Genomic DNA, 25,849 nt, shown 5'->3' on the forward strand with positions numbered 1-25,849 from the left:
ATAGGAAGTAATAAGGATAAAGAGATATATTCTTTGTCCTTTTTTTGTGTTATTGAAATCTTTGAATGTGATATAATTTGAGTGGATATATAGTTTAGTTACCCTTAAGGAGGGGCTCATGGAATTATTAGCACCGGCAGGGACGTCGGAGAATTTTTTAGCCGCTTTAGAAGCTGGCGCTGATGCCATTTATTTAGGTGGCAAAGTGTTTAATGCCAGAGCCAATGCAGCTAATTTTGATATCGAGGAGTTAGAGCAAGCGGTACGATTAGCACATTTGTTAAACGTATCTGTCTTTGTTACGGTCAATATTTTAGTGGGTGATACAGAATTAGCCGACTTGAAAGCGTATTTGCAAGAGTTAGAACGAATTCACGTAGATGCTATTATTGTGCAGGATTTAGCGGTGGCTCAGTTAGCTAAAGAGGTGGCACCAAAGTTACATTTACATGCTAGCACGCAATTGACGGCTACTAATTTAGGAACAGTCCGTTTTTTAGAGCGTATGGGATTTACGCGCGTTGTGTTAGCTCGTGAAATGAGTCTAGCGGAGATTCAACATATTTGTAAGGAAGCTAAGGCTGAAATTGAAGTCTTTGTTCATGGGGCCCTTTGTGTATGTTATTCTGGGCAATGCTTGATGAGTAGTTTTATCGGTGGCCGCAGCGGCAATCGAGGTGCTTGTGCACAGCCCTGTCGTTTGCCCTATGAGTTATTAAATGGTAAAGGCGAAGCCGTTAATGGCGCTGATGAAGCGTATATTATGAGTCCTAAAGACTTGAATTATAGTGAGCACATGAGTGAACTCATGGCAGCTGGGGTTGCGTCTTTTAAGGTAGAAGGGCGTATGAAAAAGGCGTCCTATGTGCGCGAAGTGATTGGTTCGTATCGCACGATTATTGATCGAGCTGGTAAATCGACGAAGAAAGAACAAGCTCGTTTGAAAGAAGGGTTTAATCGAGGTTTTTCAACAGCTTATTTAGAAAATCGTTCGAGTCGTGAAATGATTACAGCCGTAGCACCAGGTAATCGGGGCAAACGAATTGGGCCTAGTGGAGAGGGCCCTAGAAAAACAGTATGGCAAAATTTACAAGACTTTGGTCGAAAATATGATGTACATGCCTATTTAGATGGGGTAGAAGGCGCGGCTCCTCAGCTGACTTTATTATTAGAAGATGGTAAATCGGTAACGGTCAGTGCTGATTATGTGGTGCAACGGGCTCAAAAAGTACCGACTAGTCGTGAGAAAGTAAGTGAACAATTAGGGCGCTTAGGAACGACTGTATTTAGCTTAGCCTCTTTATATATGCCAGAGGAACCTTATATGTGGCCTAGCAGTGTATTGAATCAGATGCGTCGTGATGGCATTGCGCAGTTAGAAGAATTGCTGTTAGCCCAGCATGAAACGGAGATGGCCAATACATTACAGCGGGTGGAAACAGCGATTCAGCAAGCGTTTCATAATCGACCTACTTATGCTACTATGACAAACTCCAAGGCAACTAGCCCTTTATCAAGTACAAAAGGGGGTGCCCCTTTTGTGGCTGTGCAGTTAGATGAAGAATGGCAAATTGAACCAGCGATTCAGGCCGGTGCGCAGAAAATTGTTTTTGGTGGGGACAGGTTACAGCGAACGCCCTATGAGTTAGGTGTTTATGGACGGGTAGTTGCACTTTGTAACTCTTATGAAGTGCCTTGTGTATTGGTAACGCCACGCATTGTGCGTGATAGCGAAGTTATTGAGTATTTGCCAACTTTAAAAGCCATGATTGAGGCTAAGCCTGATGCGATTAGTATTCATTTCTTAGGGGCGTTAGAATGGTTACAAACGCTAGGCTATACAGGGGCGATTGAAGGGGATAGTAGCTTACAACTGTTTAATAAAGAGGCGGTACAGCAAGTGACTCAGCTCGGTTTACGGAGTGTCGTGCTGTCACAAGAAGCAACCCTTAAACAGATTAGTAGCATTATAAAACAGACTGAGTTACCTATTGAATGCATTGTTCATGGCTTGACAGAATTGATGATTTCGGAATATTGTGTAATCAGTAGTTTTGCTGGGATTGGTAAAAAAGAAGGGTGTCCGGCCCCTTGCTTGAAGGATGCTTATGCCTTAAAAGATAGATTGGGCGAGCAGTTTCCACTTCGCACAGATCCCTATTGTCGCATGCATATTATGAACAGTCGTATGCTAGATATGAGGGCATATATTCCCGATTTAATGAAACGAAATATTGCTATATTACGTATTGATGGGCGCCAACAGTCCAAAGCATGGCTACAGACAACAGTAGCAACTTATATAGGTATTTTACAAGGTACATTACCAGTACCACCTAAGAATGAAGACGTGCTCGTTACTCGAGGCCATTATTTTAAAGGGATTTTCTAGTTTCAGAAGTTTTACCTAATATAGGAGGGATAGATATATTTATGAACAGTGAAAAACTGTTAGATTTTGATGTGATTCGGGAACGGTTAGCTGACGCCTGTTCATCACGTATTGCTAAAGAATTAGCTCGTGAGCTTACGCCACTAACGGATCCGATTGCCATAAAAACGGCATTAGATGAAACGGTGGAAGCTGTTAATTCTATGCAAATGGAGATTGAGCAACCTATTGGAGGCACACGGGATATTCGCGAAGCTTGCTCCAAAAGCCGTAAAGAAATTATTTTGACCCATGATGAACTATGGGATATTTATACTACCTTAAGTGCCTATAAGCGGATGTATAGCTTTTTTCACAGCAAATATACATCCTATCCATTGCTTTCCCTGTGGATTCAAGATATGCCCCGTCATGATGGCTTAGAACGTAAATTTGAACGGGTATTTGATAAAAAAGGGAATCTTATGGATTCGGCGTCCCCTAAGTTACAGCATTTACGGTCTACGATTGTGCGCACGAAAGAGCGGATTAAGTCAGATATTCAGGCTATTATTCATGATCCAGATAATCAGAAATATTTTCAAGAAGCCTTGGTTACACAGCGTAATAACCGCTATGTAATTCCTGTTAAACAAGAATATCGCTATGCGTTTGAAGGTCTGATTCATGACCGTTCAGCTACAGGGGCTACATTATATATTGAGCCAATGCGTCTTGTTAATTTAAATAATGATTTACAAGAAGCCATGTTGGCGGAAGAAGAAGAAGTGCGTCGTATCTATAAGGACTTGTCTTTGGCGGTGCGTAAGGATAGTAACACTTTGATGGATGCGTGCGAGCGCGTATCCCATGTAGAATTTGTGTATGGTAAAGCGGCCTTGGCGATTGCTATGAAAGCCACCCCAGCTGTTATTAGTGGTGCTCGTGAAGTAAAATTGATGAATGCACGGCATCCACTCATTCCCGCTAATGTGGTGGTGCCAACGACGATTACTTTGGGCACAGACTATCGTATTTTACTAATTACTGGTTCTAATACAGGTGGTAAAACGGTAGCTATGAAGACCTTGGGCTTGTTGAGTTTAATGCATCAAGCGGGCCTTCATATTCCGGTTGATACGGGCTCGGTATTGCCTATTTTTAATACTATTTATGCTGATATTGGTGATGAACAGAGTATCGAAGCCAGTCTTAGTACTTTCTCGGCTCATATGACACAAGTGGTGCGTATTTTAAAAGTAGCAGGGGCCAAAGATTTAGTATTGCTAGATGAACTGGGGTCTGGTACGGATCCAGAAGAAGGAAGTGCCTTGGCCGTAGCCTTACTTGAATATTTCCGCAAGCGTGGTCCACTTATGATGGTTAGTACTCACTATAATGAGTTGAAACGATATGCGTACAACACGGATGGCATTGAAAATGGCCATGTGGAATTTGATGAACGCACGTTGCGACCGACCTATCGACTTCATATTGGTGTGGCAGGTAGTAGTCATGCTTTAAGTATTGCTTCGCGCTTAGGGGTTCCTCGAGAAGTGATTGATTATGCGAAACAACATCGTGAAGGGTCAGATCATCGTGACATGGAAGAAGTATTGAGCGACCTAAATGAACAGCTTCGTAAGAATCAGGCGAAGGAACGAGCTCTTAAGAAAGAATTAGATGAAGCACGGCGCATGCGTACCCAAGCAGATCGTGAGAAGAAGCAACTTAATGAACGACGCAAGCAGATTTTAAGTAAAGCACAAGCGGAAGCGCAACAACTGAAACAGTCAATTCGCGTAGAAGGGGAACAGATTATAAAAGAATTAAAATCGCAGTTCTCTGAAACGAATAAGGCCAAACGACAAGAGGCTATTACGCAGGCACGCAAACATATTTCGGGCGTGCAAGTGCCTGAATTAGAACAAGAAGCAAGAACGCCTGTAAATGTGAAAGAGTTACAAGTGGGGCAAACAGTCTTTGTGACGTCCTTAAATGCAGTGGGCACAGTTGAAGCTATCCAAGGAAAGCGAATTCAAGTATCGGTAAATGGCTTATCAGCTAATGTGAAAGTGACTGATTTAGCCGTAGCTAGTCGTGAAGAAACTAACAATTTACGGCGTAAACAAGAAGCTGTGCAACCAAAACCACGGAAGCGGGCTGGCGGTTCGGCTGTTGAACGACAAAAGCATGCTACGACAGAGCTTAATGTGATTGGGCAGACGGTGGATGAAGCTAACCAGAATGTAGGTCATTTTATCGACCAAGCTTTGATGGCGGGCATTTCACCAGTACGCATCGTCCATGGTAAAGGTACGGGGGCGTTACGAGCGGGTATTCATCAATACTTAAAAACATTGCCTCATATTAGTCGCTATGAGATTGCTGGTTATGATGAAGGTGGCGCTGGTGCTACTTTAGTATATTTAAAATAAAGATAACCTTTGTGTGGGCGTTTCATAAAGCAGTTTACTTCTATGGCCCAAGATGATACCATATGTGGCATAGGTATGATATAATAAACTATATGACTTATTATTCGTAATGAGAGGTGTCGTATGAGTTTACAACGTTCGTCCCAAAGAGGGCGACAAGTTAAGAGTAGAGCAACTACGGTTAAAACGCCGAAGAAGAAGTCGCCAGTCCGTCGCTTCCTATGGATTGTAGGCATTCTGTTGTTTTTAATTATTGCTGGTGCTGGTTGTGGTTTTATTGGAGCTACCATGTCTGATTTGCCAGAGGTGGCTAATGTGAAACCTGCTGCATCCTCGCAAATTTACGACGTTCATGGTAATTTGATTACGACCGTTCATGCTACGGAAAATCGATTGCCTGTTAAATTGTCGCAGGTACCAAAGAACTTGCAAAATGCATTTATTGCTACCGAAGATGTTCGTTTCTATAGTCATCATGGGATTGACCCCGTTGGGATTTTACGTGCCATTTGGGTAAATATTGCTCATGATGGAGTCGCTGAAGGGGGCAGTACCATTACGCAGCAGTTAGCTCGTAATGCTTTCTTAACACAGGACCGTACGCTTAAACGTAAGATTATGGAAGCTATGTTGGCGCTACGGATTGAACAGTACTATACGAAACAAGAAATTTTAGAAATGTACTTGAACCAAATTTATTTTGGTCAAGGTGCTTATGGTGTACAAGCAGCGGCTCATGTATACTTTGGCAAAAATGTACAGGATTTAGACTTAGCCCAGTGTGCTATGTTAGCAGGGTTACCACAGAGTCCTAATTATTATTCACCGTTAACGAACTTAAAAGCTGGTAAAGCCCGTCAAGCAGTTGTGTTGAATCAGATGGCTAAGTATGATTATATTGATCAGGCTACCGCTGATGAAGCCAAAGAAGCTGATTTAGGTCTTCGTGAAAAAGCGGAAACCGCACATAGTGATAATAATGCTTCTTACTTTATTGATTATGTTATTTCTGAAATCGCTGAAAAATATGGTGATGATGCGATTTATAAAGATGGTTTGAAGATTTATACTACTATCGATATGAAGGCGCAGGAAGCAGCTGTTAAAGCTATGCATAATTTACCTGACTTCTATACTGATTCCAATGGGTTGCAACAACCACAAGGGGCGTTAGTGGCTATTAATCCGCATAATGGTTATATTGTAGCCATGGTAGGTGGTCGTGGTGATGATTCCTTTAACCGAGCAGTATTAGCTGAACGTCAACCAGGGTCAGCGTTTAAACCATTTGTATATTTAGCGGCTATCCAAGATGGCATGACGCCAGGTACCACTATGGAAGATAAAAAGATTGATTTCAATGGTTGGAGCCCTAAGAACTATGAAGGTACTTATTCTGGCACCATGACCTTGCGCTATGCGTTACAGCATTCGGTTAATACCATTGCTGTACAATTGGCAGACAAGGTAGGCATGAATAAGATTATTAATTTGGCTACGGAATTAGGGATTTCTACATTAGTTACTAAAGGCGACCCTAATGACTACAACTTAGCTGTGGCTTTAGGGGGTTTGACACAAGGGGTTAAACCAATTGATATGGCAGTTGCTTATGGTACCTTAGCCAATGGTGGGGTCAAAGTTAAACCGGTAGCTATTACGAAAATCGTAGATCGCAATGGTCAAGTGGTAGAAGAAAATAGCACGGAAGAAAAACGTGTAGTAGATGCTAAAGATGCGTATGTAATTACTAACATGCTAGAATCAGTAATGACTGGTGGTACTGGCGGTGGTGCCTCGATTGGTCGTCCGGCAGCTGGTAAAACAGGGACTACTGATGAATCAAAAGATGCTTGGTTTGTAGGCTATACGCCAGATTTAGTGGCTGCTGTTTGGATGGGTGACGACTATGGTGTTGAAACCTTGAATGAAATTACTGGTGGTACAGTTCCGGCTGCTATTTGGCGCGACTTTATGTCTGATGCGTTAACAGCGATGGAAATTCCAGCTAGTGACTTTACGGTTCCACCAGGAGCAGCGTCTATCGCTAACCAAGGGTATGCACCGCCACCAAAGAAAGAAGAACCAAAAGATAAAGATAAAGACAAAGCCAAAAAGGATGATAAGGATAGCAAGGATAGTGCTGTTAGCGATGATAGTTCGGGCGATTCGGATGATAGCAAGAGCGAACCTGCTAAGGCGCCAGCTAAACAATCATCAAAATCAAGTAAGAGTGAGTAATTAGCTAAACTTAAAGATTTGTTATTTATAGTGGTTGCATATATAGTGAGTACATAATTAGCACGTGCAGAGTAACCTGCTTTGGCAGGTTACTTTTGCCATAATAGAACCTAGTGCGTATAGAGGAGGAAGATTGATGAAAACATTGGAAGAACAGTTACGTCTTATTAAACATGGCGTGGAGAATTTACTTCCAGAAGAAGATTTTAAGAAGAAATTGGCAAAGTCCATTGCTGAAAATAAACCGTTGAAGATTAAGCTTGGTCTTGATCCAACCGCACCAGATATTCATTTAGGCCATACTGTAGTATTGCGTAAATTAAAAACCTTTCAGGATTTAGGACATCAGATTATTATTTTGATTGGTGATTTCACGGCTCGTATAGGAGATCCAACTGGCAAAAGCGTTACTCGTCCTCCCCTTGATGAAGAGGCTGTAGCTCATAATGCTAAAACTTATAAAGAACAAATTTTTAAAGTTCTTGACGAATCTAAAACTAAGGTTGTCTACAATAGTGAATGGCTTAGTAAGTTATCTTTTGAAGACGTTTTAAAATTATCCGCTAAGTATACGGTAGCTCGTATGTTAGAACGTGATGATTTCCAAAAACGTTATACGGAAGGTCGTCCTATTGGGGTTCATGAATTTATGTATCCATTAATGCAGGGCTATGACTCCGTTGCTTTAGAAGTGGATATTGAATTTGGTGGCACGGACCAAACCTTTAACTTATTGATGGGACGTCATTTGCAAGAAGAATATGGCCAAGCACCACAAACTATCATTACCATGCCAATTTTGGAAGGTCTTGATGGCGTGCAGAAGATGAGTAAATCGTTGGGCAACTATATTGGGATTAGCGAAGCACCTACTGAAATGTATGGCAAAGCTATGTCTATTCCTGATGAGCTTATGATGCGTTATTTCATGCTTGTTACCGACATGTCCATTGAAGAGCAGGAAGAACTAAGCAAAGCGTTAGAAGCTGGTACAGCACATCCACGAGATACAAAAATGAAATTGGCCCATACCATTGTGCGCTTGTACCATGGTGAAGCAGCCGCTGATGAAGCGCAAGAACAATTTATTCGCGTATTCCAGAAGCATGATTTACCAACGGATATTCCTGAATATGCTATGGCTAAACCAACAGAACCAGTATATGTGCCACAATTATTGACTGATGCAGGCTTAACGGCTAGTAATAGTGAAGCGCGTCGCTCTATTAAAGCTGGGGCTTTTAAAATTAATGGTGAAAAATGTGGCGATGAAAATATTGAATTAGCCGAAGACATGGTGCTTCAAGTAGGGAAACGTAAATTTATTAAAATTAAATTTAACTAATCGATGAGTAATCTATAATAGATTATAAATGTGTTACACTATTTAATGTGTTGCACTATATAAATTGTGGATTGTATATAGGTTAACTATTTGCGCTGCTTTATATAATGTTATATGCAGAAACTGGCTTACAATTAAATAGGTGCATTGTCTATGCGTTGCTACAGGCTATGCTTAACGTACAAGAGCTACTAGTATTAGTAGCTCTTGTTTTTATATACTGAGTATGCTGTAAGGAAATAATATTCTATAAAGTGCAAAATATAATTGACATTCTATTAAATGTGTTGTACTATTTATCTAGATTGATGTATTTCTTTTCTTCAGGAGGTTTCATATAATGAATCGTGAAAATGCATATGTACTTTGGTTTGATGAATTGAAGCGTGAAGATGTTGCCTTAGTTGGCGGTAAATCTTCTTCGTTAGGGGAAATGACGTCCTCCACAAATGTACCTGTACCATACGGCTTTGCTACAACTGCTCATGGCTATCGGTTCTTTATGGAACAAACTGGGTTAGAAAACAAAATTAAAGCAGAACTTGATAAATTAGACGATGTAGAAAACTCTGCTTTATTACGTGAAATTTGTGCTAATATCCGCAAATTGATTTGCGATGCTGAAATGCCTCAAGAATTAGCTGATGCTATTGAAAAAGCATATGCTGAATTAGGGCAGAAAGTAAAGGAAGAAAATCCTTTCGTAGCCGTTCGTTCCAGTGCAACGGCGGAAGATTTACCAGATGCTAGTTTTGCAGGTCAACAAGATACCTATTTAAACGTGCGTGGCGCTGATGTAATCATTCAAAAAGTAAAAGAATGTTACGCATCTACGTTTACAGATCGTGCCACATACTATCGTGTAAAACAAGGGTTTGACCATATGACAGTTGCCTTGAGTGCTGCTATTCAAATGATGGTATTCTCCAAAGCAGCCGGTGTTATGTTTACTGTTGATTTAGTAACTGGTAACGATGAAAGCATCTTAATTGAAGGCTCTTGGGGCCTTGGTGAATATGTTGTACAAGGTACAGTTACACCAGATAACTTCACAGTTAGCAAAAAAGATATGAAAATCGTAAGTCGTATGATTAACGACAAAAATATTGCGCTCGTTCGTAATCCTGATGGTGATTGCGCAGAAATCGTAATTCCAGAAGATAAAGCTAAAGCACAAGTTATTACTGATGAACAAGTGCTTGAATTAGCCTCCTATGCCAAAGCTATTGAAAAACATTATGGTTGTTATATGGATATGGAATGGGGCGTTGACGAACGAGATAATAAGATTTGGATTTTACAAGCGCGTCCTGAAACCGTTTGGTCTCGCAAAAATAAAGAGGACAAACCAGCAGAAGCAGCGGTACAGACTACTACTTCTCGTGAAATCGTGGTTAAAGGCTTACCAGCTAGCCCAGGTAAAGCAGCAGGTAAAGCGCATGTCATTTTAGATCCAGCCGATATTGATAGTTTCAAAGAAGGCGAAATCCTTGTTACAACTATGACTGCGCCAGACTGGGTGCCTGCTATGAAAAAAGCTAAAGCCATTGTCACTGATGCTGGTGGTATGACTTGTCATGCGTCTATCGTTAGTCGCGAACTTGGTATTCCTTGTATCGTAGGGACTAAGAGTCGCAGTGAAGAAGGGACTAAACGTATTACTGATGGTCAGATGATTACAGTGGATGCGACGAATGGTATCGTGTATGACGGTATTTTAGAAGATGCGGTCAAACCTAAAGAAGAAGCTACCGCACAAGTAGTGAGTGAATATATTCCAGTAACAGGCACTAAAGTATATATGAACCTTGGTGATCCTGATTTAGCTGAAAAATATGGTGTATTGCCATGTGATGGTATCGGTTTAATGCGTGAAGAGTTCATTTGGACTACGTTTATCCATGAACATCCACTACATTTAATTGAAACGGGTCGTAGCCAATTTGCTATTGATACATTAGCTGAAGGTATGCGCAAAGTTTGTCAGGCCTTAGCACCTCGTCAAGTAGTGCTTCGTTTAAGTGATTTCAAGTCTAGCGAATATCGCGACTTAAATGGTGGTGACAAACATGAACCACATGAATCCAGTGCTTTACTTGGTTGGCGTGGGGCTTCGCGTTACTATGATCCTAAATATGCACCTGCTTTCCAATTGGAATTAGCAGCTATTCGCAAAGTGCGTGAAGAATATGGTTTCAAAAACTTACAAGTTATGATTCCATTCTGCCGTACAGTACAAGAAGCAGCGGAAGTAACTCGTGTAATGGCTGAAAATGGCTTAGCTCGCAGTGCTGATTTCAAAATTTGGCTTATGGCTGAAATTCCAGCGAACATTATCTTAGCGGATCAATTTAACCAATATGTAGATGGCTATTCCATTGGTTCTAATGACTTAACCATGTTAATTCTTGGTTGTGACCGCGATAATGAAACGGTACAACATATTTATGATGAACGTAACTTGGCAATTCGTCGTGCTATTCATCATTTAATCGAAGTAGCTCATCGCGATGGTAAAACAGTATCCATTTGTGGTCAAGCACCAAGCGTATATCCTGATTTCTGTGAGTTCTTAGTACGCAGTGGTATTGATTCCATTTCTGTAAATCCAGATGCTGTAAAAGCTACGAAAAAAATGGTGGCTCAGTTAGAACAACGTATTATGCTTGACGCTGTGACTGGTCGCGGCCGCACTCTTGGTAATGAATTAGAGTGGTAATAATACTAGGTGAAACGGACAGGAGGCTGCAGAGCCTCCTGTTTTTTATAGACACGGTATATAGATACGGCATATAGATACATATTTAGATACGGTATATAGATACGTATATAGACACGATGTATAGATACGTATATAAATCCAGTAATGAGTAGTTTGGCTATATAGCATATGAAGGGAGGGGAAGAGTTTGCAATTGACGGAACGACAAGATAAAATCGTCCATATTGTAAAAGAGGAAGGCCCTATTACGGGTAAAGCTATTGCTGCAAAATTAGCTTTAACGCGGTCTGCTTTGCGTTCCGATTTAACGGTTCTAACTATGATGGGCCTATTGGATGCACGTCCTAAAGTGGGTTATTATTATATAGGGCAACAGGGTGTGAGCCCCGTGGCTAATGAGATTCGTCAATTTACAGTAGGGCAAGTTATGGCGCAAGCAGTGGCTGTTACGGCGGATACCAATTTATATGACACTATAGTTACTATGTTTACAGAAGATGTAGGGACTGTGTTAATCTGCGATGATGGATATTTGTTGGGCCTCGTTTCACGGAAGGACTTATTGCGGGCTGCTATTGGTCAGAACGACCCTAAAACAATGCCTATTTCTATGATTATGACACCGGTTAGTAAAATGATTTCTTGTCATGTAGAGGATAGTGTGGTAGAAGCGGCGCAACGCATGATTGATTATGAAGTAGATTGTTTGCCAGTAGTGGAACTGGATACAGCAAATAGCCGGCGTCGTTATAAAGTGTTGGGGCGCATTTCTAAAACAACGGTGACTAAATTATTTTTAGATTGTGGCGTAAAATAGTAATGTGGAATAGTGTGTAAAATAATGCATAAAATAATGGCGTGATTTAGATTACTTATTTTTTACGTGCATAATGGCAACAAAGCATTGTATAATAAATGTATATTAGATAAATCGTCATAATTGAGGTGTGGCATGGAAGAAAATAAAATTATTTTTGCAATTTCAGACTCCTTAGGTGAAACGGCTGAGTCCGTGGCGCGCGCTACGGCGAGTCAGTTTGATAAAGAAAATATAGATATTATTCGCATTCCTTACATTAGTCAGGAAGCGCAAATTGATGATGTAGTACGCGAAGCAGCACAAGGCAAGCATGTGATTTGTCATACCATTGTATCGCCAACTTTGCGTCAGTATTTGCACAATGAAGCACAGAAGCAAGGGGTTAAGGCTGTTGATATTATGGGCCCTGTACTAGATGCAGTGGGGAGCGTGGCTGATACACGACCTCGTCTAACAGCTGGCATGATTCATAAGTTGGACCAAGAGTATTTTAAAAAGGTAGAAGCTATTGAGTTTGCTGTTAAGTATGATGATGGCAAGAATCCATCGGGCTTTGAAAAGGCTGATATTGTGATTATCGGTGTTTCAAGAACAAGTAAAACACCATTATCCATGTTTTTAGCGTATAAAAAAATAAAGGCCGCTAACTTACCGTTAGTGCCTGAAGTGCCATTGCCAGAAGAATTATTTAAGATTCCACCGAAGAAAGTGGTGGGTCTTATTATTGATCCTTATAAATTAAATAATATTCGCAGTGAACGTTTGCGGACGATGGGGCTTGATGGGGAAGCCAATTATGCAACCATCGCACGGATTGAAGAAGAATTAGCCTATGCGAAAGCGGTTATGCGCCGTGTACATTGTCCTGTTTTGGATGTATCAAACAAATCTATTGAAGAAACCGCTTCCTTTGTTATGCAAATCATTGAGCGCAATAAACAGCAGGAGCAAGGGCGCTAGGAGGCTCATATGACTATCCGAGAAGAAATTGAAGCGAGAGAAGATTTGATATTATCGCCACAGGCAACGAAAAGTCGAACGGCTAAACGGGATCGGGACGAAGCGCCAGATCCTTTGCGGACGGCTTTTCAACGAGATCGTGACCGCATTATTCACAGCAAATGTTTTCGTCGTTTGAAACATAAAACACAGGTCTATATTGCACCAGGTGATCATTATCGGACGCGGATGACACATACGTTAGAAGTGGGGCAAATTGGCCGTACCGTGGCACGTGCTTTGCGCCTTAATGAGGATTTAGTGGAAGCCATTGCCATGGGCCATGATGTGGGACATACGCCTTTTGGTCATGTAGGGGAATATGCACTACGTGATTTAGTGGGGCATTTTAACCATAACGAACAAAGTCTGCGTACCTTAGAAGTATTAGAAAAGAATGGGCAAGGTCTTAATTTGACTCAGGAAGTACGTGATGGTATTCTAGGTCATACAGGGACTCATAAGCCGGTAACTATGGAAGGGCAAATTATTCGCTTAGCTGACCGCATTGCCTATCTTTGTCATGATTTTGACGATGCGCAACGGGCAGGCATGCTCGCCATTGAAGATCTGCCAGGTTCTGTCCGTGAAGTGCTGGGCACAACACCTTCACAGATGATTACCACAATGGTTATGGATATGGTTCGTGAATCGATGGACAAAAGGGAAATTTTTATGTCCGACGAAGTAACTAATGTGATGAATGAGTTTAGACGGTTTATGTTTACGGCGGTGTATAAAGCGCCCACGTTAATTCCTGATCGGAATCGAGCCGCACATGTAGTTAAATACTTATTTTTACATTATTTAGAGAATCCTGAGCTGTTGCGCCATGAAGTGGAACGGCAGGGTGGCGAGGCGAATCGGTTAATTACTCTTACGGATATTGTTGATTATGTAGCTGGGCTTACGGACCAGTATGCTATAAAATTATTTAAAGAAATATATATTCCAAGAATTTGGGATCCTGCAAATTAAATGGTTAGCATTAGGATGTGAGCTTTAATGAGTGGGCGATGCTAATTAGCTAATAAAAAAACTGCTATGACATTGTCATAGCAGTTTTTTTAGAGTACATGTACCTTCTTATTTTTTACGCGCGTGTAATTTTATCGGAACGAAGGCAGCGAGTGCATACATTTACCTTTTTGGTTTCGCCGTCTACAATTGCTCGTACTCTCTGGATGTTTGGCTTCCAGGTCCTTTTCGTGCGGATGTGAGAGTGACTCACGTTCATACCGCTAGCGGTGGTTTTGCCACATACTTCGCAAAGGTTTGCCATAATTTCCACCTCCAAGCATAATTTACAACATAACATATGTATTCTATCACAAGGGGACAGAATAAAGCAAGTACATAATTTAATTCGTTGACGAATCGTATAAATTGCCGTACTATCTTTCTTAACAGTATTATTATATCATAGATTTGAAGGATTTGAAGAGTAGATGAGGAGGGCTGACGAAGTTCATGGAAGAATCGTTGTTAACCATAAAAGGTGTTGGACCTAGCCGTGTGAAACAACTTAATAAATTAGGTATTACTGACGTGTCTTCGTTATTGACCTATTTTCCCCGAACTTATGAAGATCGAAGTGCTACCTATTGTATAGGCGCTTTAAAACAAGGTGCGGTGGGAGCCACGGAAGGCACTGTGTTACACATACAAGAAAAGAAACCACGGCGGGGGCTATCTATTTTAGAAATTACCATTGGTGATGCTACAGGTCGTTTAAAAGTTGTTTTATTTAATCAAGGATATAAGAAGAATTTTTATAAAGTAGGACAACGGCTACACGTGTATGGCAAGGTGGAATTTGCTTATGGCTCGTTGCAAATGAATACCCCCCATATTGAAAATTTACGAGAAGGGCAAGTGGCTGAGGCTGGTATAGTACCAGTATATCCCCTTGTAGAGGGTGTGAGTCAATTTGTAGTGCGTCAAGCGATTGCTAATTGGTTTGCGGCGCATGATTCTTTGCCAGAATTATTGCCCTTAGCGGTGAGTCAAGAGCATAGCTTTATGTCCCGGTATGAAGCATTCAAAGAAATGCATAGTCCGCTTACGGTAGAGCGTTATGAATTGGCACGTAAACAATTGGCCTATGAAGAATTGTTTATTATGCAAGCAGGCCTATTACTACTGCGAGCTCGTGAACAAGACGAACAAGGAATTAAAATGCAACCATCAGGTCCTTTAGTAGCCGGCTTTTTAGAACAATTACCATTTAAGCTCACTGGTGATCAAAATCGAGCGTTTCAAGATATTGCGAATGATATGGAAGCAGAGCGACCTATGCGTCGATTGTTACAAGGGGATGTAGGCTCTGGTAAAACAGTAGTGGGAGCGTTAGCGTTGTTAAAAGTAGTAGAAAATGGCTATCAAGGCGCTTTGATGGCACCTACGGAAATTTTGGCACAACAACATTATGAGAGTTTACAAGAGCTTATGAAACCAGAAGATATACGGATGGCTTTATTGACAGGCTCTACCAAAAATGCGGAACGACAAGCTATTTATGAAGGCTTAGCGACAGGTACCATCGATATAGTTATTGGTACTCATGCACTGATTCAAGAGGCGGTACAATTTAAAAAGTTAGCCCTAGTGATTGTTGATGAACAACATCGCTTTGGCGTGGAACAACGAGCTACCTTACAGCGTAAAGGGGTGCATCCACATATGCTAGTTATGACGGCGACCCCCATTCCACGGACTATGACGTTGTCCATTTATGGTGATTTGGAAGTGAGCTTGATTAAAGAAATGCCACCAGGCCGTAAGCCTGTGCTTACATATGCGGTGGATTCTTCCTATAAAGAACGACTATACGCTTTTTTTGAAAAAGAAATGGCCGCAGGCCATCAAGTATATGTGGTATGTCCTTTAGTTGAGGAGTCTGAAAAACTTGATTTAGTGGCGGCGGAACAGCTATATGAAGAATTGGCCGAGCGTTATAATCGCCAATTTGGTGTTGGTCTTGTGCATGGTCGTATGAGTGCGGCTGATAAAGAAGCCGTAATGGATGATTTTTACAAAGGACGTATTAAATTATTAGTATCGACGACGGTTATTGAAGTAGGCGTTAACGTACCGAATGCGACAATTATGTGTGTAGAAGGGGCGGAACGATTTGGTTTATCGCAGCTTCATCAGTTGCGGGGCCGTGTTGGTCGTGGCAGTACGCAGTCCTATTGTGTACTCATTAGCGATAGCCGAAGCGAGGAAAGCTGGCAACGTTTGCAGGTCATGACAGAAACGCAGGATGGTTTTGTTGTGGCTGAACAAGATTTATTACTGCGTGGCTCAGGCCAATTGTTTGGGTTAGCACAATCTGGTTTACCTGATTTACGATTAGCTAATATTTTGAAAGATATTGATTTATTAGTAGCTGCTCGGCAAGATGCGAAACGTTGGCTCTCACAAGTTGGTTTTGAAGTTGGTGTAGCTCAAATGAAGCCGGAATTAATGCGTCGTTTTGGTGAAAGTTTCCAGCGAATTATTTACAGCTAAAAATGTTCTAGTAATTTCAGAAAATACTGTATTTTAGCATGTACAGAATAGGCCTTATGTAGTAAAATAATATGATAGAGAAGTCTAAATAGATAAATTATATTATCTAACATAGACATACACGTTTTTCGATGATGGAGGTTGAAAAGAATGCCAATTATTCATGTGGAGCTTGTTGAAGGTCGTACCTTTGAACAGAAGAAACAATTAGGCGAAGCTATTACTAAAGCAGCAGTGGATATCGTTAAAGTGCCAGCTGATGCAGTTAAGGTTGTTTTCGTAGATATGAAAAAAGACAACTACATGGAAGGTGGCGTAATGCGCTCTGAAAAATAGAGCCATTACCTGTTTGATTTACTGACGTAAGCAGGTCAAGAGAGTTTAACTTAGCTAAGTAGAATGAATCGAGTAAGAAATTAAGGAGAAAGGAAGTTACCATGAGAGAAGATAAGTTTGGGTTACGTGGGTTAACATTTGATGACGTTTTGTTGGTGCCAGCAGCATCAGATGTGTTGCCTAATCAAGTAGATTTAACTACGAACCTAACTCGTGATATTAAGCTCAATATTCCAATGATTAGTTCCGGTATGGATACGGTTACGGAGTCCCGGATGGCGATTGCTATGGCTCGTGAAGGTGGTATGGGCGTTATTCACAAAAATATGTCCATCGAAGAACAGGCTCATGAGGTGGATAAAGTAAAACGTTCCGAACATGGTATCATCGTTGATCCAATTTATTTAAGTCCACAGAACTTATTGTCTGATGCTGAAGAATTGATGCGTAAGTACGCTATTTCTGGGGTACCTATTACAGAAAACGGCAAATTAGTTGGTATTATTACCAACCGTGATATGCGTTTTGAAAATGAATTAAATCGTCCTATTGGCGAAGTTATGACAAAAGAAAATCTTGTAACGGCTCCCGTAGGTACATCCTTAGAAGAAGCAAAGGCCATCTTACGCAAACATCGTATTGAAAAATTACCATTAGTAGACGAAGCAGGTATCTTAAAAGGGTTAATTACCATTAAAGATATTGAAAAAGCAACTAAATATCCTAATTCAGCTAAAGATGCTAGCGGTCGCTTGATTGTTGGTGCAGCTGTAGGGGTAAGCAAAGACTTATATGATCGTATGGATGCTTTAGTAGCTGCTAAGGTTGACGTTATTATCGTTGATACGGCTCACGGCCATTCGGCAGGTGTATTGCGCACGCTTAAAGAATTAAAAGCGGCTAATCCACATATTCCCGTTATTGCTGGTAACGTAGCCACAGCCGCTGGTACAGAAGCTTTAATTGAAGCTGGTGCTGATGCTGTTAAAGTAGGGATTGGGCCTGGTTCCATTTGTACAACCCGTGTTATCGCTGGTATTGGTGTACCTCAGATTACAGCGGTATATGAATGTGCAGCCGTAGGTCATCGCTATAATATTCCAATCATTGCCGATGGTGGTATTAAATACTCCGGTGACATTGCTAAAGCGATTGCTGCCGGCGCTAATGCTGTTATGATGGGGAATATTTTAGCTGGTACTGATGAAAGCCCAGGAGAAACGGTTATTTATCAAGGCCGTAGCTACAAAGTATACCGTGGCATGGGTAGCTTAGGGGCTATGAAATTAGGTAGTAAAGACCGTTACTTCCAGACGGAAGCTAAAAAGCTTGTTCCAGAAGGCATTGAAGGTCGTGTACCTTACAAAGGTATGTTAGCTGATACTATCTTCCAAATGGTAGGTGGTTTACGAGCAAGTATGGGGTATTGTGGTTGCCATAATATCCAAGAAATGATTAATGATACTCAGTTTATCCAAATTACTGCTGCTGGGCTTAAAGAAAGTCATCCACATGATGTAAGCATCACGGTGGAAGCGCCTAACTATAGCGGCTGATTATTGAGGTGTATTTGTTTTGCGTAATCAATTGAGCATTCTTGATGTGCCGGTTGATGTTATAACCATGAATGAAGCAATTCAGCGTGTACAGGATTTATATTCTGAGCCGGGGCTACATACTGTAGTCACGGTTAACGCTGAAATGGTTATGCGGGCCCGACATGATAAAGAATTGCACCAAATTTTAAAACAAGCAGATTTAGCGGTCCCTGATGGGGCCGGTGTATTATGGGCTGCCGAGCAATTGGGGCAGCACATTCCAGAGCGTGTAGCTGGTTGTGATTTAGCGGCTGCTTTATTAGCGAAAGCAGCACAACATAAAACGCCTGTGTATTTTTTAGGGGCCGCTCCTGGCGTAGCTGAGCAAGCGGTAAAAAATATGGAGGCTAAGGTAGGTCCATTAGAAGTAGTCGGTATCCATTCCGGCTTTTTTGATGACCAAGAGGAAACAAGGATTATTCAAGCGATTGAAGCGGGGCAGGCTAAATTAGTATTAGTAGCGTTAGGTGTGCCTAAGCAAGAAAAATGGATGACGGAGAAGTTAGCCCATTTAGATGGTGTAGTAGCTATCGGTTTAGGTGGGTCCTTTGATGTTATGGCTGGTACGGTAAAACGAGCTCCTCAGTGGATGCAACGAAATCGATTAGAATGGTTATATCGATTGTTAAATCAACCACAACGTCTTGGTCGCATGATGGCACTGCCTAAATTTATGTGGGCAGTGAAACAAGCAAAAAAATAGAGAGGTGGTGCGAGATGCCCACAGGGTTTATTGTTAAAGATGGGTATCCTTTCATAGGGGTAACCTTTCTGATAGCCATCTTAACGGGATATTTTGTATCTCCCTATGTGGCGATTATACCCTTTATACTCGCTTGCTTTTTCACGTTCTTTTTTAGAAATCCTAAGCGCGTGATTCCTACGGATCCAGATGTATTGGTCTCACCAGCAGATGGTAAAGTGATGGAAGTAAGTGAAGTATATGAAGATTTATTTTTAAATACAGAATGTAAAAAGGTAACGATTTTCTTATCTGTTTTTGATGTGCACGTAAACCGCGCACCGATGGAAGGGAAAATTACGTTCCGACAATATACATGTGGCGGCTTTTTACCGGCCTATAAGAAAACGGTAGGCTATGAAAATGAACGCCATTCCATTGGCATTGACAATGGTCGCATTGAAATTTTAGTTACACAAATCGCAGGATTATTAGCCCGCCGTATTATATCGTGGACAGATTTAGGGAACACTTTGGCAAAAGGCCAATTATACGGAATGATTAAATTTGGCTCTTGTACTGAAATTTTTGTGCCTAAATCAGTGGATATTTGTGTCAAAAAAGGCGATTATGTACGTGGTGGGGAATCAATTATCGGGAGGCTGCAAAAAAATGGATAAATCAATTTTTCCTAATTTGTTTACGGCTGCTAATTTATCCTTTGGCGTCGTAGGCATTACTATGGCGGCTAACGGTGAATTTACATGGGCAGCAATTTGTGTATTATTATCGTTATTAGCTGATGGCTGTGATGGTCGTGTGGCTCGTGCGTTAGGTGTATCTGGACCTATGGGCCGTGAATTAGATTCATTAGCAGACGTGGTAGGCTTTGGTGTAGCACCGGCTTATATGTTATATATGTATCAATTGACCCATACTGGTTGGTTAGGCTATGTACCTTTGTTGGCCTTTTCTGTATTGGGGGCTTTTCGTTTGGCTCGTTTCAATATTATGACTGATGAAGTACATGGTTATTTCTTAGGCTTACCAATTCCAGCGGCTGGCTGTATGGCCGCTACCTATGTATTATCGGGGATTCGTTTACCAGAATGGCTTTTGATGATTTTAATGGTCATTGTAGGTTATTTGATGGTAAGTCGAGTACATCATCCAGATTTTAAAGGTAAAGGGGCCGATCCAGTTAATACCTTAGCTCTAGCGATTGTAGTGGTACTTGGTATTATTGCGCTAGTGATTGATTGGCATAGTTGGCCTGTTCTTATTTTTGCTTTATATGCTGTATTTGGCATTTGTAATACGATTATTAATATTGTAAAACGGTGAGAGGTGAAGGACGTAAATGGATTATATTCTTGACCTTATCATGATTCCCTTACAAGTAATCATTGTATTTTATACGATTTATTACTTTGTATTAGCAGTATCGGGAATGTGGCGAAGGAAAGAAAAAAAGAATTATACGCCTAAGAACTCGTTTGCCATCATCATATGTGCTCATAATGAAGAGGCCGTTGTGGGTCAATTAGTGGAGAATCTTAAAATTTTAGATTATCCTAAAGAGTTGTATGATATTTTTGTAGTAGCTGATAATTGTACGGATCAAACGGCGACCATAGCTCGTGAAGCTGGCGCTAGTGTGTATGAACGTGAAAACCACGAAGAAGTGGGTAAAGGCTATGCTATGGGGTGGATGTTTAATCGCATCTATGAAATGGACCGTCACTACGATGCATTTGTCATATTCGATGCTGATAATTTGGTGCATCCTAATTTTTTATTGGAAATGAACCATCATTTGGAATTAGGGGAACCGGTTATTCAAGGGTATTTGAATGCTAAAAATCCGACTGATACTTGGGTAGCAGGTACATTTGCCATTGCATTTTGGCAAGTAAATCATATGTGGCACTTAGCAAAATACAATTTAGGTTTATCTACGGCCCTTGGGGGCACTGGAATGTGTATCCGTACGGATATCATTAAAAATTACGGTTGGGACTGTAACTGTTTAACAGAGGATATGGAGTTTTCCATGAAACTCTTAATACACGGTATTAAGACAACCTGGGCTCATGATGCCATTGTTTACGATGAAAAGCCACTGGGCTTTATGCAATCTTGGCGTCAACGTAAACGGTGGGCACAAGGTCATTTTGACTGTGGTGAGCGGTATATTCCTAAATTGTTCGTGGAAGGTATCAAACAGGGTAATTTCCGTATTTTAGATGGTATTATTCAAATTAGTCAGCCTTATTTCTTATTGGTATCTACATTCTATTTGATTATGACATATATCAATGCGTATGTGCCTATTTATACCAATATTATCTATCAGATACTGCCTGTTACTGTATGGACTGTTATTGGGATTGGCCAGTATTTGTTTCCTTTGATTGTGTTGGCTAGCATTAAAGTACCACCTAAAGTTTGGCTATACTATTTGGTATATCCATTGTTTATGTATAGTTGGGTGCCAGTTACTTTCTTAGGCTATCTAAATCGTCACGATAAAGTATGGGCTCATACAGAGCATACTCGTGGGGTTTCCTTAGGTGAAGTAAAATTGACACGCATGGGCAATGCGGATCAAAAGATAAAAAAATAAAATTGAAATTAGAATTTATGCGTTATACGCATAAATCCTAGAGAGTTATAAAAAAGTGCCTATTAATAGGCACTTTTTTAATATATAATAATAGATGTAATATTAATTAATAATAGGCTTTTTAATAGAGCTATATTATAAGTAGTTATACTGGCTATTATAAAAAGAAGTGAATAGCCTGTTTTATGGTGAAAAGAAAGGATCTATAAACGACTATGCACATTTTATTAACAAATGATGACGGCGTATGGGCTAAAGGTATATTGGATTTGGGAGCAGAATTAGCTAAGCATCACCGTGTAACGGTTATTGCACCTGAAGTAGAGCAGAGTGCTAAATCACATGCCATTACCATTCAAATGCCAGTTCGTTTACGTCGATTTTCCGAAGATAGTGACAATCCTAGACGTTTTGCAGTTACGGGAACACCTACTGATTGTATGAAGTTTGCGCTTTCCCATTTCTTAAAAAATGATATGCCTGACTTAGTTGTGTCTGGTGTAAATAATGGTTTCAATTTAGGCTCTGATGCCTTGTATTCAGGCACTGTTAGTGCGGCTATGGAAGCTATGTTTTACAATGTACCAGCCTTAGCAGTATCTGTTGAACGTTATAGCCCAACGCGCAGTGCGGAAATTATGCCATTTATTCGAGAGTTTATTGAAGAAGTATATGAAAAGCAGCAGTATAGAGGCCTTTTAAATATGAATTTTGCCAAAGAAGGGCCAGTAGGTTGGTCTAATTGTGAAATTCTAGATCAAGGTTTGCAACAGTATTATGATATTATTGATCCGCGCGAAGATCGGAAAGGTCGTAAGTATTATTGGATTGGTGGTAAATTAGGCTTTGAGCCAGAAGCTACACCAACCGATGTAGCCTCAGTTAAAGAAGGTAAGATTACCGTTGTTGCTTTAACTTGGAAACAGCAGGATGCAGCGGGAACCGCCCAAATGCGCGATATTCTTGGGGAAGTAAAAGTAAAGTAAATAAATTATAAAACCAAAAAGAGACCTGTGAAGGATTCGCAGGTCTCTTTTTATAATATGCTAAAAAGCATTAGAATAATTGATTTTTTCATTTTTGGTGCGGTTGGCGGGAGTTGAACCCGCACGCCCGAAAGCACTGCCGCCTGAAGACAGCGTGTCTGCCATTCCACCACAACCGCATAAACATGTCCTCATTGTAGTACTTTTGGCTAACAGTGTCAATAAGTTGCATAACACATGTATACGTATTATTATTGTTGTAGGGAGGCGTAGTATGAGGGATAAAGATGTGCCTAAGGGCTTGTTAAATGCTATTTAAAAAAGGACAGGCTTAATTGAGAAGATATAAAAAGGAGGGATATATATGTTATTTACATATCCTGCATTTATTCATGAAGATAAGGATGGAATTTTTACTATAAAGTTGTGAGGTAATTAGTGATTTTCTCAAGGCACTAAATTACTAATATATGGTTTTTTACCAGACTGAAAATCATCATATAATTCTTGTTTCCAATCGATATATTCGATGGACGTATTTAACTCGTCAATTTGTTGTAGTAGCTCGTTACGTTTAGTAGCGAGCATTTTTTTGCGTTCCGTAATGCTACTAGGGCCTTGTAAACATAATTCTAAATAATATTTCATTTCTTCAATGCTCATGTTGCAACGTTTCAGACAAGATAAATCTTTAATCCAGCGCAAATCTTTTTCATCGAAAATACGACGATTGTTCTTATCGCGTTTCATGTTAGGTACTAGGCCTTGATTACAGTAGAATTTTAACGTTTCATAAGCTAGACCTGAATAATCACAAGCGTGTTTCATGGTATATAGTTCGGCCATAATAACCCCCTTATGGTACATTAACTCAATGGCAAGGATAAAGTTTTAAATAAAGTCTTGTGCGGTAGCCACTACCGCCGTGTATACTATTATTATATGGAAAAGGTAAGAGTTTGCCAATTAGTATTTATTATAATTCTTTTACTTTGACTTGTAATTGAGGCAGGAGGGATAGATATGAAAGTAAACAAACAGTTGGGAAAACGTTTTTATCAGCGTTTATTGGTATTAAGTTTAGGGGCGATTATGTTAGTAGCTACTGGTTGTGCAGCTACTAGTTCGACTAATGAGACTAATCGTGCAACAACAGTAACGAATACCATTAATCAACAAGACAAATTTGAAATGAAAACTAAGAGTTTATTTATTAATACGAGTCGCGATCCGCAAGGGAATACGGCTAAAATGGGTGACACCTTCTTCGGCGATGTACCTCATGATACTTTATTTTTAAATAATTATAAGGTATATCAGCTCGGCCAAGAGTTTCCTGATGATCAGTTTAATATAGTCTATGATGCGATGAAACAGGCTGATATTATCGTCATTGGTACGCCTGTATATTGGCACACTATGAGTGGCGGTTTAAAAACCTTGATTGATCGCATGTATGAATTACCATACCCCGATCCTAATTTAGAAGGGAAACAATTGTATTTCTTAATGCAAGGGATGAATCCATCTGCTGAAACAAGAGAACAGTTGCCATATACGATGACACGGGTAGCTAAGCGTTATGGTATGGAATATATGGGGGCCGCTCGCGATGCTATTGAATTGCCTATTTTACAGAAGACTTTATTTGAGCAAGTAAAATAAAAAACAGTAAAATAAAAAAAGCAGTAAAATAAAAAAATAATAAAAAGTCAGTGTTATGAAAAAATAGCACTGGCTTTTTTTATAAAAATTTTGTATAGTACTTACTAAAGCAATTGGTGGTAACGCAGTCATATGAAATGAGGTATAACAATGAAAGGGTATACGACGATTCCTGTTTTATATATGCGTGGTGGCACTAGCAAAGGGGCTTATATCGGAAGCTGCGACTTACCATCAGATCCTATGGTACGGGATCAATTAATTATGAACTTATATGGCACACCGGACAAACGACAAATTGACGGTATTGGTGGTGCTGATCCCTTAACGAGTAAAGTCGCTATTGTGGGTCCTTCGGTACATGAAGGGGCTGATGTAGACTATACCTTTGGTTATGTAGGCATTGAAAAAGCTGAAGTAGATTATGAGGGAAATTGTGGTAATATGTCAGCAGGGGTTGGCGTATATGCAATCATGCGTGGTTTAGTCGAAGCAGTAGCGCCTATAACCATTGTGAGAATTTACAATACGAATACCAATAAAATAATTGAAGCTCATGTACCGGTAGAAGCGGGGGCTCCCGTTATTGATGGTGATTTTGCTATTGATGGCGTGCCTGGCACAGGGGCACGTATAACTTTATTCTTTTTAGAAGCAGGCGGGTCTAAAACGGGACGATTATTACCGACTGGTCATGTTAAAGATACTTTAACGCTAACTGATGGACAGCGAATTGAAGTAAGTTTAGTAGATGCCGCGAATCCTGCGGTTTTTGTAAAAGCAAGTGATATTGGCTATAAAGGAACTGAATTGCCTAGTGAAGCAGAAGCTGATGGCGGTGCGTTACTTGCTGTGTTAGAAGATATTCGTACGTCTGCGGCGGTTATGATGGGGCTCGCTGAGTCTAAAGCTACCGCCAGTTCGGCGGTTCCTAAAGTCTGTATGGTGGCGCCACCGACTAGCTATGTAACGAGTGATGGTCGATACATAGAGGCTGAACAAGTAGATTTACTAGGTCGTACGAAAGCGTTGGCAGTTATGCATAAAGCATATGCTGTTACTGGTGGTATTTGTACAGCTACGGCTGCGCTAATTCCAGGCACTGTTGTAAATGAGGTAGTCAGTGAACGGGCTAAAGTAACTAAGCAAGTTATATTAGCTCATCCTAGTGGTCAATTACAGTTTGAAGTGGTATTGACAAAGAATGAGGAAAGTTGGCATTTAGCCAAAGCTGGTGTAGCACGCACAGCACGGCCTATTTTAGATGGAATGGCCTATGTGCGGAACGTTAAATAGTTCTAAATAAAAGTTAAGCGTTAATATATAATGGCTAAATCGTTAGGCAATATCTAGGTAATAACTAGATAATAGAAAACCAGTCTCCTTTGGTGGGGACTGGTTTTTAATTTTTATACCCATAAATTTTACCTATGTCTAATTCGTTTAATTATTATTTGTATATATTGCTTTTAAGTTATATAGTAAATCTATAAAAAGAATATAGATA

Annotated in this window: 20 protein-coding genes and 1 tRNA gene; 18 read left to right on the forward strand and 3 right to left on the reverse strand. The window is 40.4% G+C overall.

The features are described 5' to 3' along the window. Positions 1-118 precede the first annotated feature (118 nt). The 8 genes from VER_RS02150 to VER_RS02185 all read left to right on the forward strand — a co-directional run bounded on the left by VER_RS02150 (position 119) and on the right by VER_RS02185 (position 13,914). A complete protein-coding gene (locus VER_RS02150) occupies positions 119-2,392 on the forward strand; it encodes a DUF3656 domain-containing protein (protein WP_162099250.1) in 2,274 nt (757 codons plus the stop codon). A gap of 41 nt (positions 2,393-2,433) precedes the next feature. Then, positions 2,434-4,809 carry an endonuclease MutS2 gene (locus VER_RS02155; RefSeq protein ID WP_162099251.1) on the forward strand — a complete coding sequence of 792 codons (2,376 nt, stop codon included), beginning with the start codon at positions 2,434-2,436 and terminating at the stop codon, positions 4,807-4,809. Positions 4,810-4,932: 123 nt separating this feature from the next. Next, the gene (locus VER_RS02160; protein WP_162099252.1) at positions 4,933-7,050 is read left to right on the forward strand and encodes a transglycosylase domain-containing protein; all 2,118 of its coding nucleotides are present in this window, start codon (positions 4,933-4,935) and stop codon (positions 7,048-7,050) included. 136 nt (positions 7,051-7,186) lie between these two features. Continuing rightward, positions 7,187-8,395: a tyrosine--tRNA ligase gene (gene tyrS, locus VER_RS02165; protein WP_162099253.1), complete on the forward strand. Its 1,209-nt coding sequence runs from the start codon at positions 7,187-7,189 to the stop codon at positions 8,393-8,395. A 340-nt stretch (positions 8,396-8,735) separates the two neighbouring features. Beyond that, positions 8,736-11,114 (forward strand): phosphoenolpyruvate synthase, encoded by a 2,379-nt coding sequence (ppsA, locus tag VER_RS02170; RefSeq protein ID WP_162099254.1) that lies wholly within the window; start codon positions 8,736-8,738, stop codon positions 11,112-11,114. A 190-nt stretch (positions 11,115-11,304) separates the two neighbouring features. After that, positions 11,305-11,934, forward strand: a complete 630-nt coding sequence (locus VER_RS02175; RefSeq protein WP_162099255.1) for a CBS domain-containing protein — start codon at positions 11,305-11,307, stop codon at positions 11,932-11,934. 135 nt (positions 11,935-12,069) lie between these two features. After that, positions 12,070-12,897, forward strand: coding sequence for a pyruvate, water dikinase regulatory protein (locus tag VER_RS02180; protein ID WP_162099256.1), 828 nt, complete (start codon positions 12,070-12,072; stop codon positions 12,895-12,897). 9 nt (positions 12,898-12,906) lie between these two features. After that, positions 12,907-13,914 (forward strand): deoxyguanosinetriphosphate triphosphohydrolase, encoded by a 1,008-nt coding sequence (locus VER_RS02185; protein WP_162099257.1) that lies wholly within the window; start codon positions 12,907-12,909, stop codon positions 13,912-13,914. Positions 13,915-14,029: 115 nt separating this feature from the next. Here the strand turns inward: VER_RS02185 and rpmB are convergent, their stop codons facing one another. Next, the gene (gene rpmB, locus VER_RS02190) at positions 14,030-14,218 is read right to left on the reverse strand and encodes a 50S ribosomal protein L28 (RefSeq protein ID WP_006556543.1); all 189 of its coding nucleotides are present in this window, start codon (positions 14,216-14,218) and stop codon (positions 14,030-14,032) included. Between the two features lie 188 nt (positions 14,219-14,406). Between rpmB and recG the strand changes: the two genes are divergently transcribed. The 8 genes from recG to surE all read left to right on the forward strand — a co-directional run bounded on the left by recG (position 14,407) and on the right by surE (position 22,677). Next, positions 14,407-16,449, forward strand: a complete 2,043-nt coding sequence (gene recG / locus VER_RS02195) for an ATP-dependent DNA helicase RecG (protein WP_162099258.1) — start codon at positions 14,407-14,409, stop codon at positions 16,447-16,449. Positions 16,450-16,599: 150 nt separating this feature from the next. Then, positions 16,600-16,785, forward strand: coding sequence for a 4-oxalocrotonate tautomerase (locus VER_RS02200; protein ID WP_162099259.1), 186 nt, complete (start codon positions 16,600-16,602; stop codon positions 16,783-16,785). A 101-nt stretch (positions 16,786-16,886) separates the two neighbouring features. Next, a complete protein-coding gene (gene guaB, locus VER_RS02205; protein ID WP_162099260.1) occupies positions 16,887-18,341 on the forward strand; it encodes an IMP dehydrogenase in 1,455 nt (484 codons plus the stop codon). Positions 18,342-18,360: 19 nt separating this feature from the next. Then, positions 18,361-19,086 (forward strand): WecB/TagA/CpsF family glycosyltransferase, encoded by a 726-nt coding sequence (locus VER_RS02210; RefSeq protein WP_162099261.1) that lies wholly within the window; start codon positions 18,361-18,363, stop codon positions 19,084-19,086. A gap of 14 nt (positions 19,087-19,100) precedes the next feature. Beyond that, positions 19,101-19,745 carry a phosphatidylserine decarboxylase family protein gene (locus VER_RS02215; RefSeq protein ID WP_162099262.1) on the forward strand — a complete coding sequence of 215 codons (645 nt, stop codon included), beginning with the start codon at positions 19,101-19,103 and terminating at the stop codon, positions 19,743-19,745. Continuing rightward, entirely contained in the window at positions 19,738-20,409 is a 672-nt protein-coding gene (gene pssA, locus VER_RS02220; RefSeq protein WP_162099263.1) for a CDP-diacylglycerol--serine O-phosphatidyltransferase, read from the forward strand. Before VER_RS02215 ends, pssA begins: the two co-directional genes overlap by 8 nt. 16 nt (positions 20,410-20,425) lie before the next feature. After that, positions 20,426-21,691 (forward strand): glycosyltransferase family 2 protein, encoded by a 1,266-nt coding sequence (locus VER_RS02225; protein WP_162099264.1) that lies wholly within the window; start codon positions 20,426-20,428, stop codon positions 21,689-21,691. A 215-nt stretch (positions 21,692-21,906) separates the two neighbouring features. Further along, positions 21,907-22,677, forward strand: coding sequence for a 5'/3'-nucleotidase SurE (gene surE, locus VER_RS02230; RefSeq protein WP_162099265.1), 771 nt, complete (start codon positions 21,907-21,909; stop codon positions 22,675-22,677). A gap of 95 nt (positions 22,678-22,772) precedes the next feature. Here the strand turns inward: surE and VER_RS02235 are convergent. Next, a tRNA-Leu gene (locus VER_RS02235) sits at positions 22,773-22,856 on the reverse strand. A gap of 268 nt (positions 22,857-23,124) precedes the next feature. Then, a complete protein-coding gene (locus VER_RS02240; protein WP_202922105.1) occupies positions 23,125-23,523 on the reverse strand; it encodes a MerR family transcriptional regulator in 399 nt (132 codons plus the stop codon). Positions 23,524-23,700: 177 nt separating this feature from the next. On the opposite strand from VER_RS02240, the gene VER_RS02245 reads away from it, so the two are divergent. Together VER_RS02245 and VER_RS02250 are read left to right on the forward strand one after the other, a co-directional pair. After that, positions 23,701-24,342, forward strand: a complete 642-nt coding sequence (locus VER_RS02245; RefSeq protein ID WP_162099267.1) for a flavodoxin family protein — start codon at positions 23,701-23,703, stop codon at positions 24,340-24,342. Between the two features lie 150 nt (positions 24,343-24,492). Beyond that, positions 24,493-25,638: a 2-methylaconitate cis-trans isomerase PrpF family protein gene (locus VER_RS02250; RefSeq protein WP_162099268.1), complete on the forward strand. Its 1,146-nt coding sequence runs from the start codon at positions 24,493-24,495 to the stop codon at positions 25,636-25,638. Positions 25,639-25,849: the final 211 nt, after the last annotated feature.

The sequence above is a fragment of the Veillonella sp. R32 genome (assembly GCF_010093125.1).
Classification (GTDB): Bacteria; Bacillota; Negativicutes; order Veillonellales; family Veillonellaceae; genus Veillonella_A.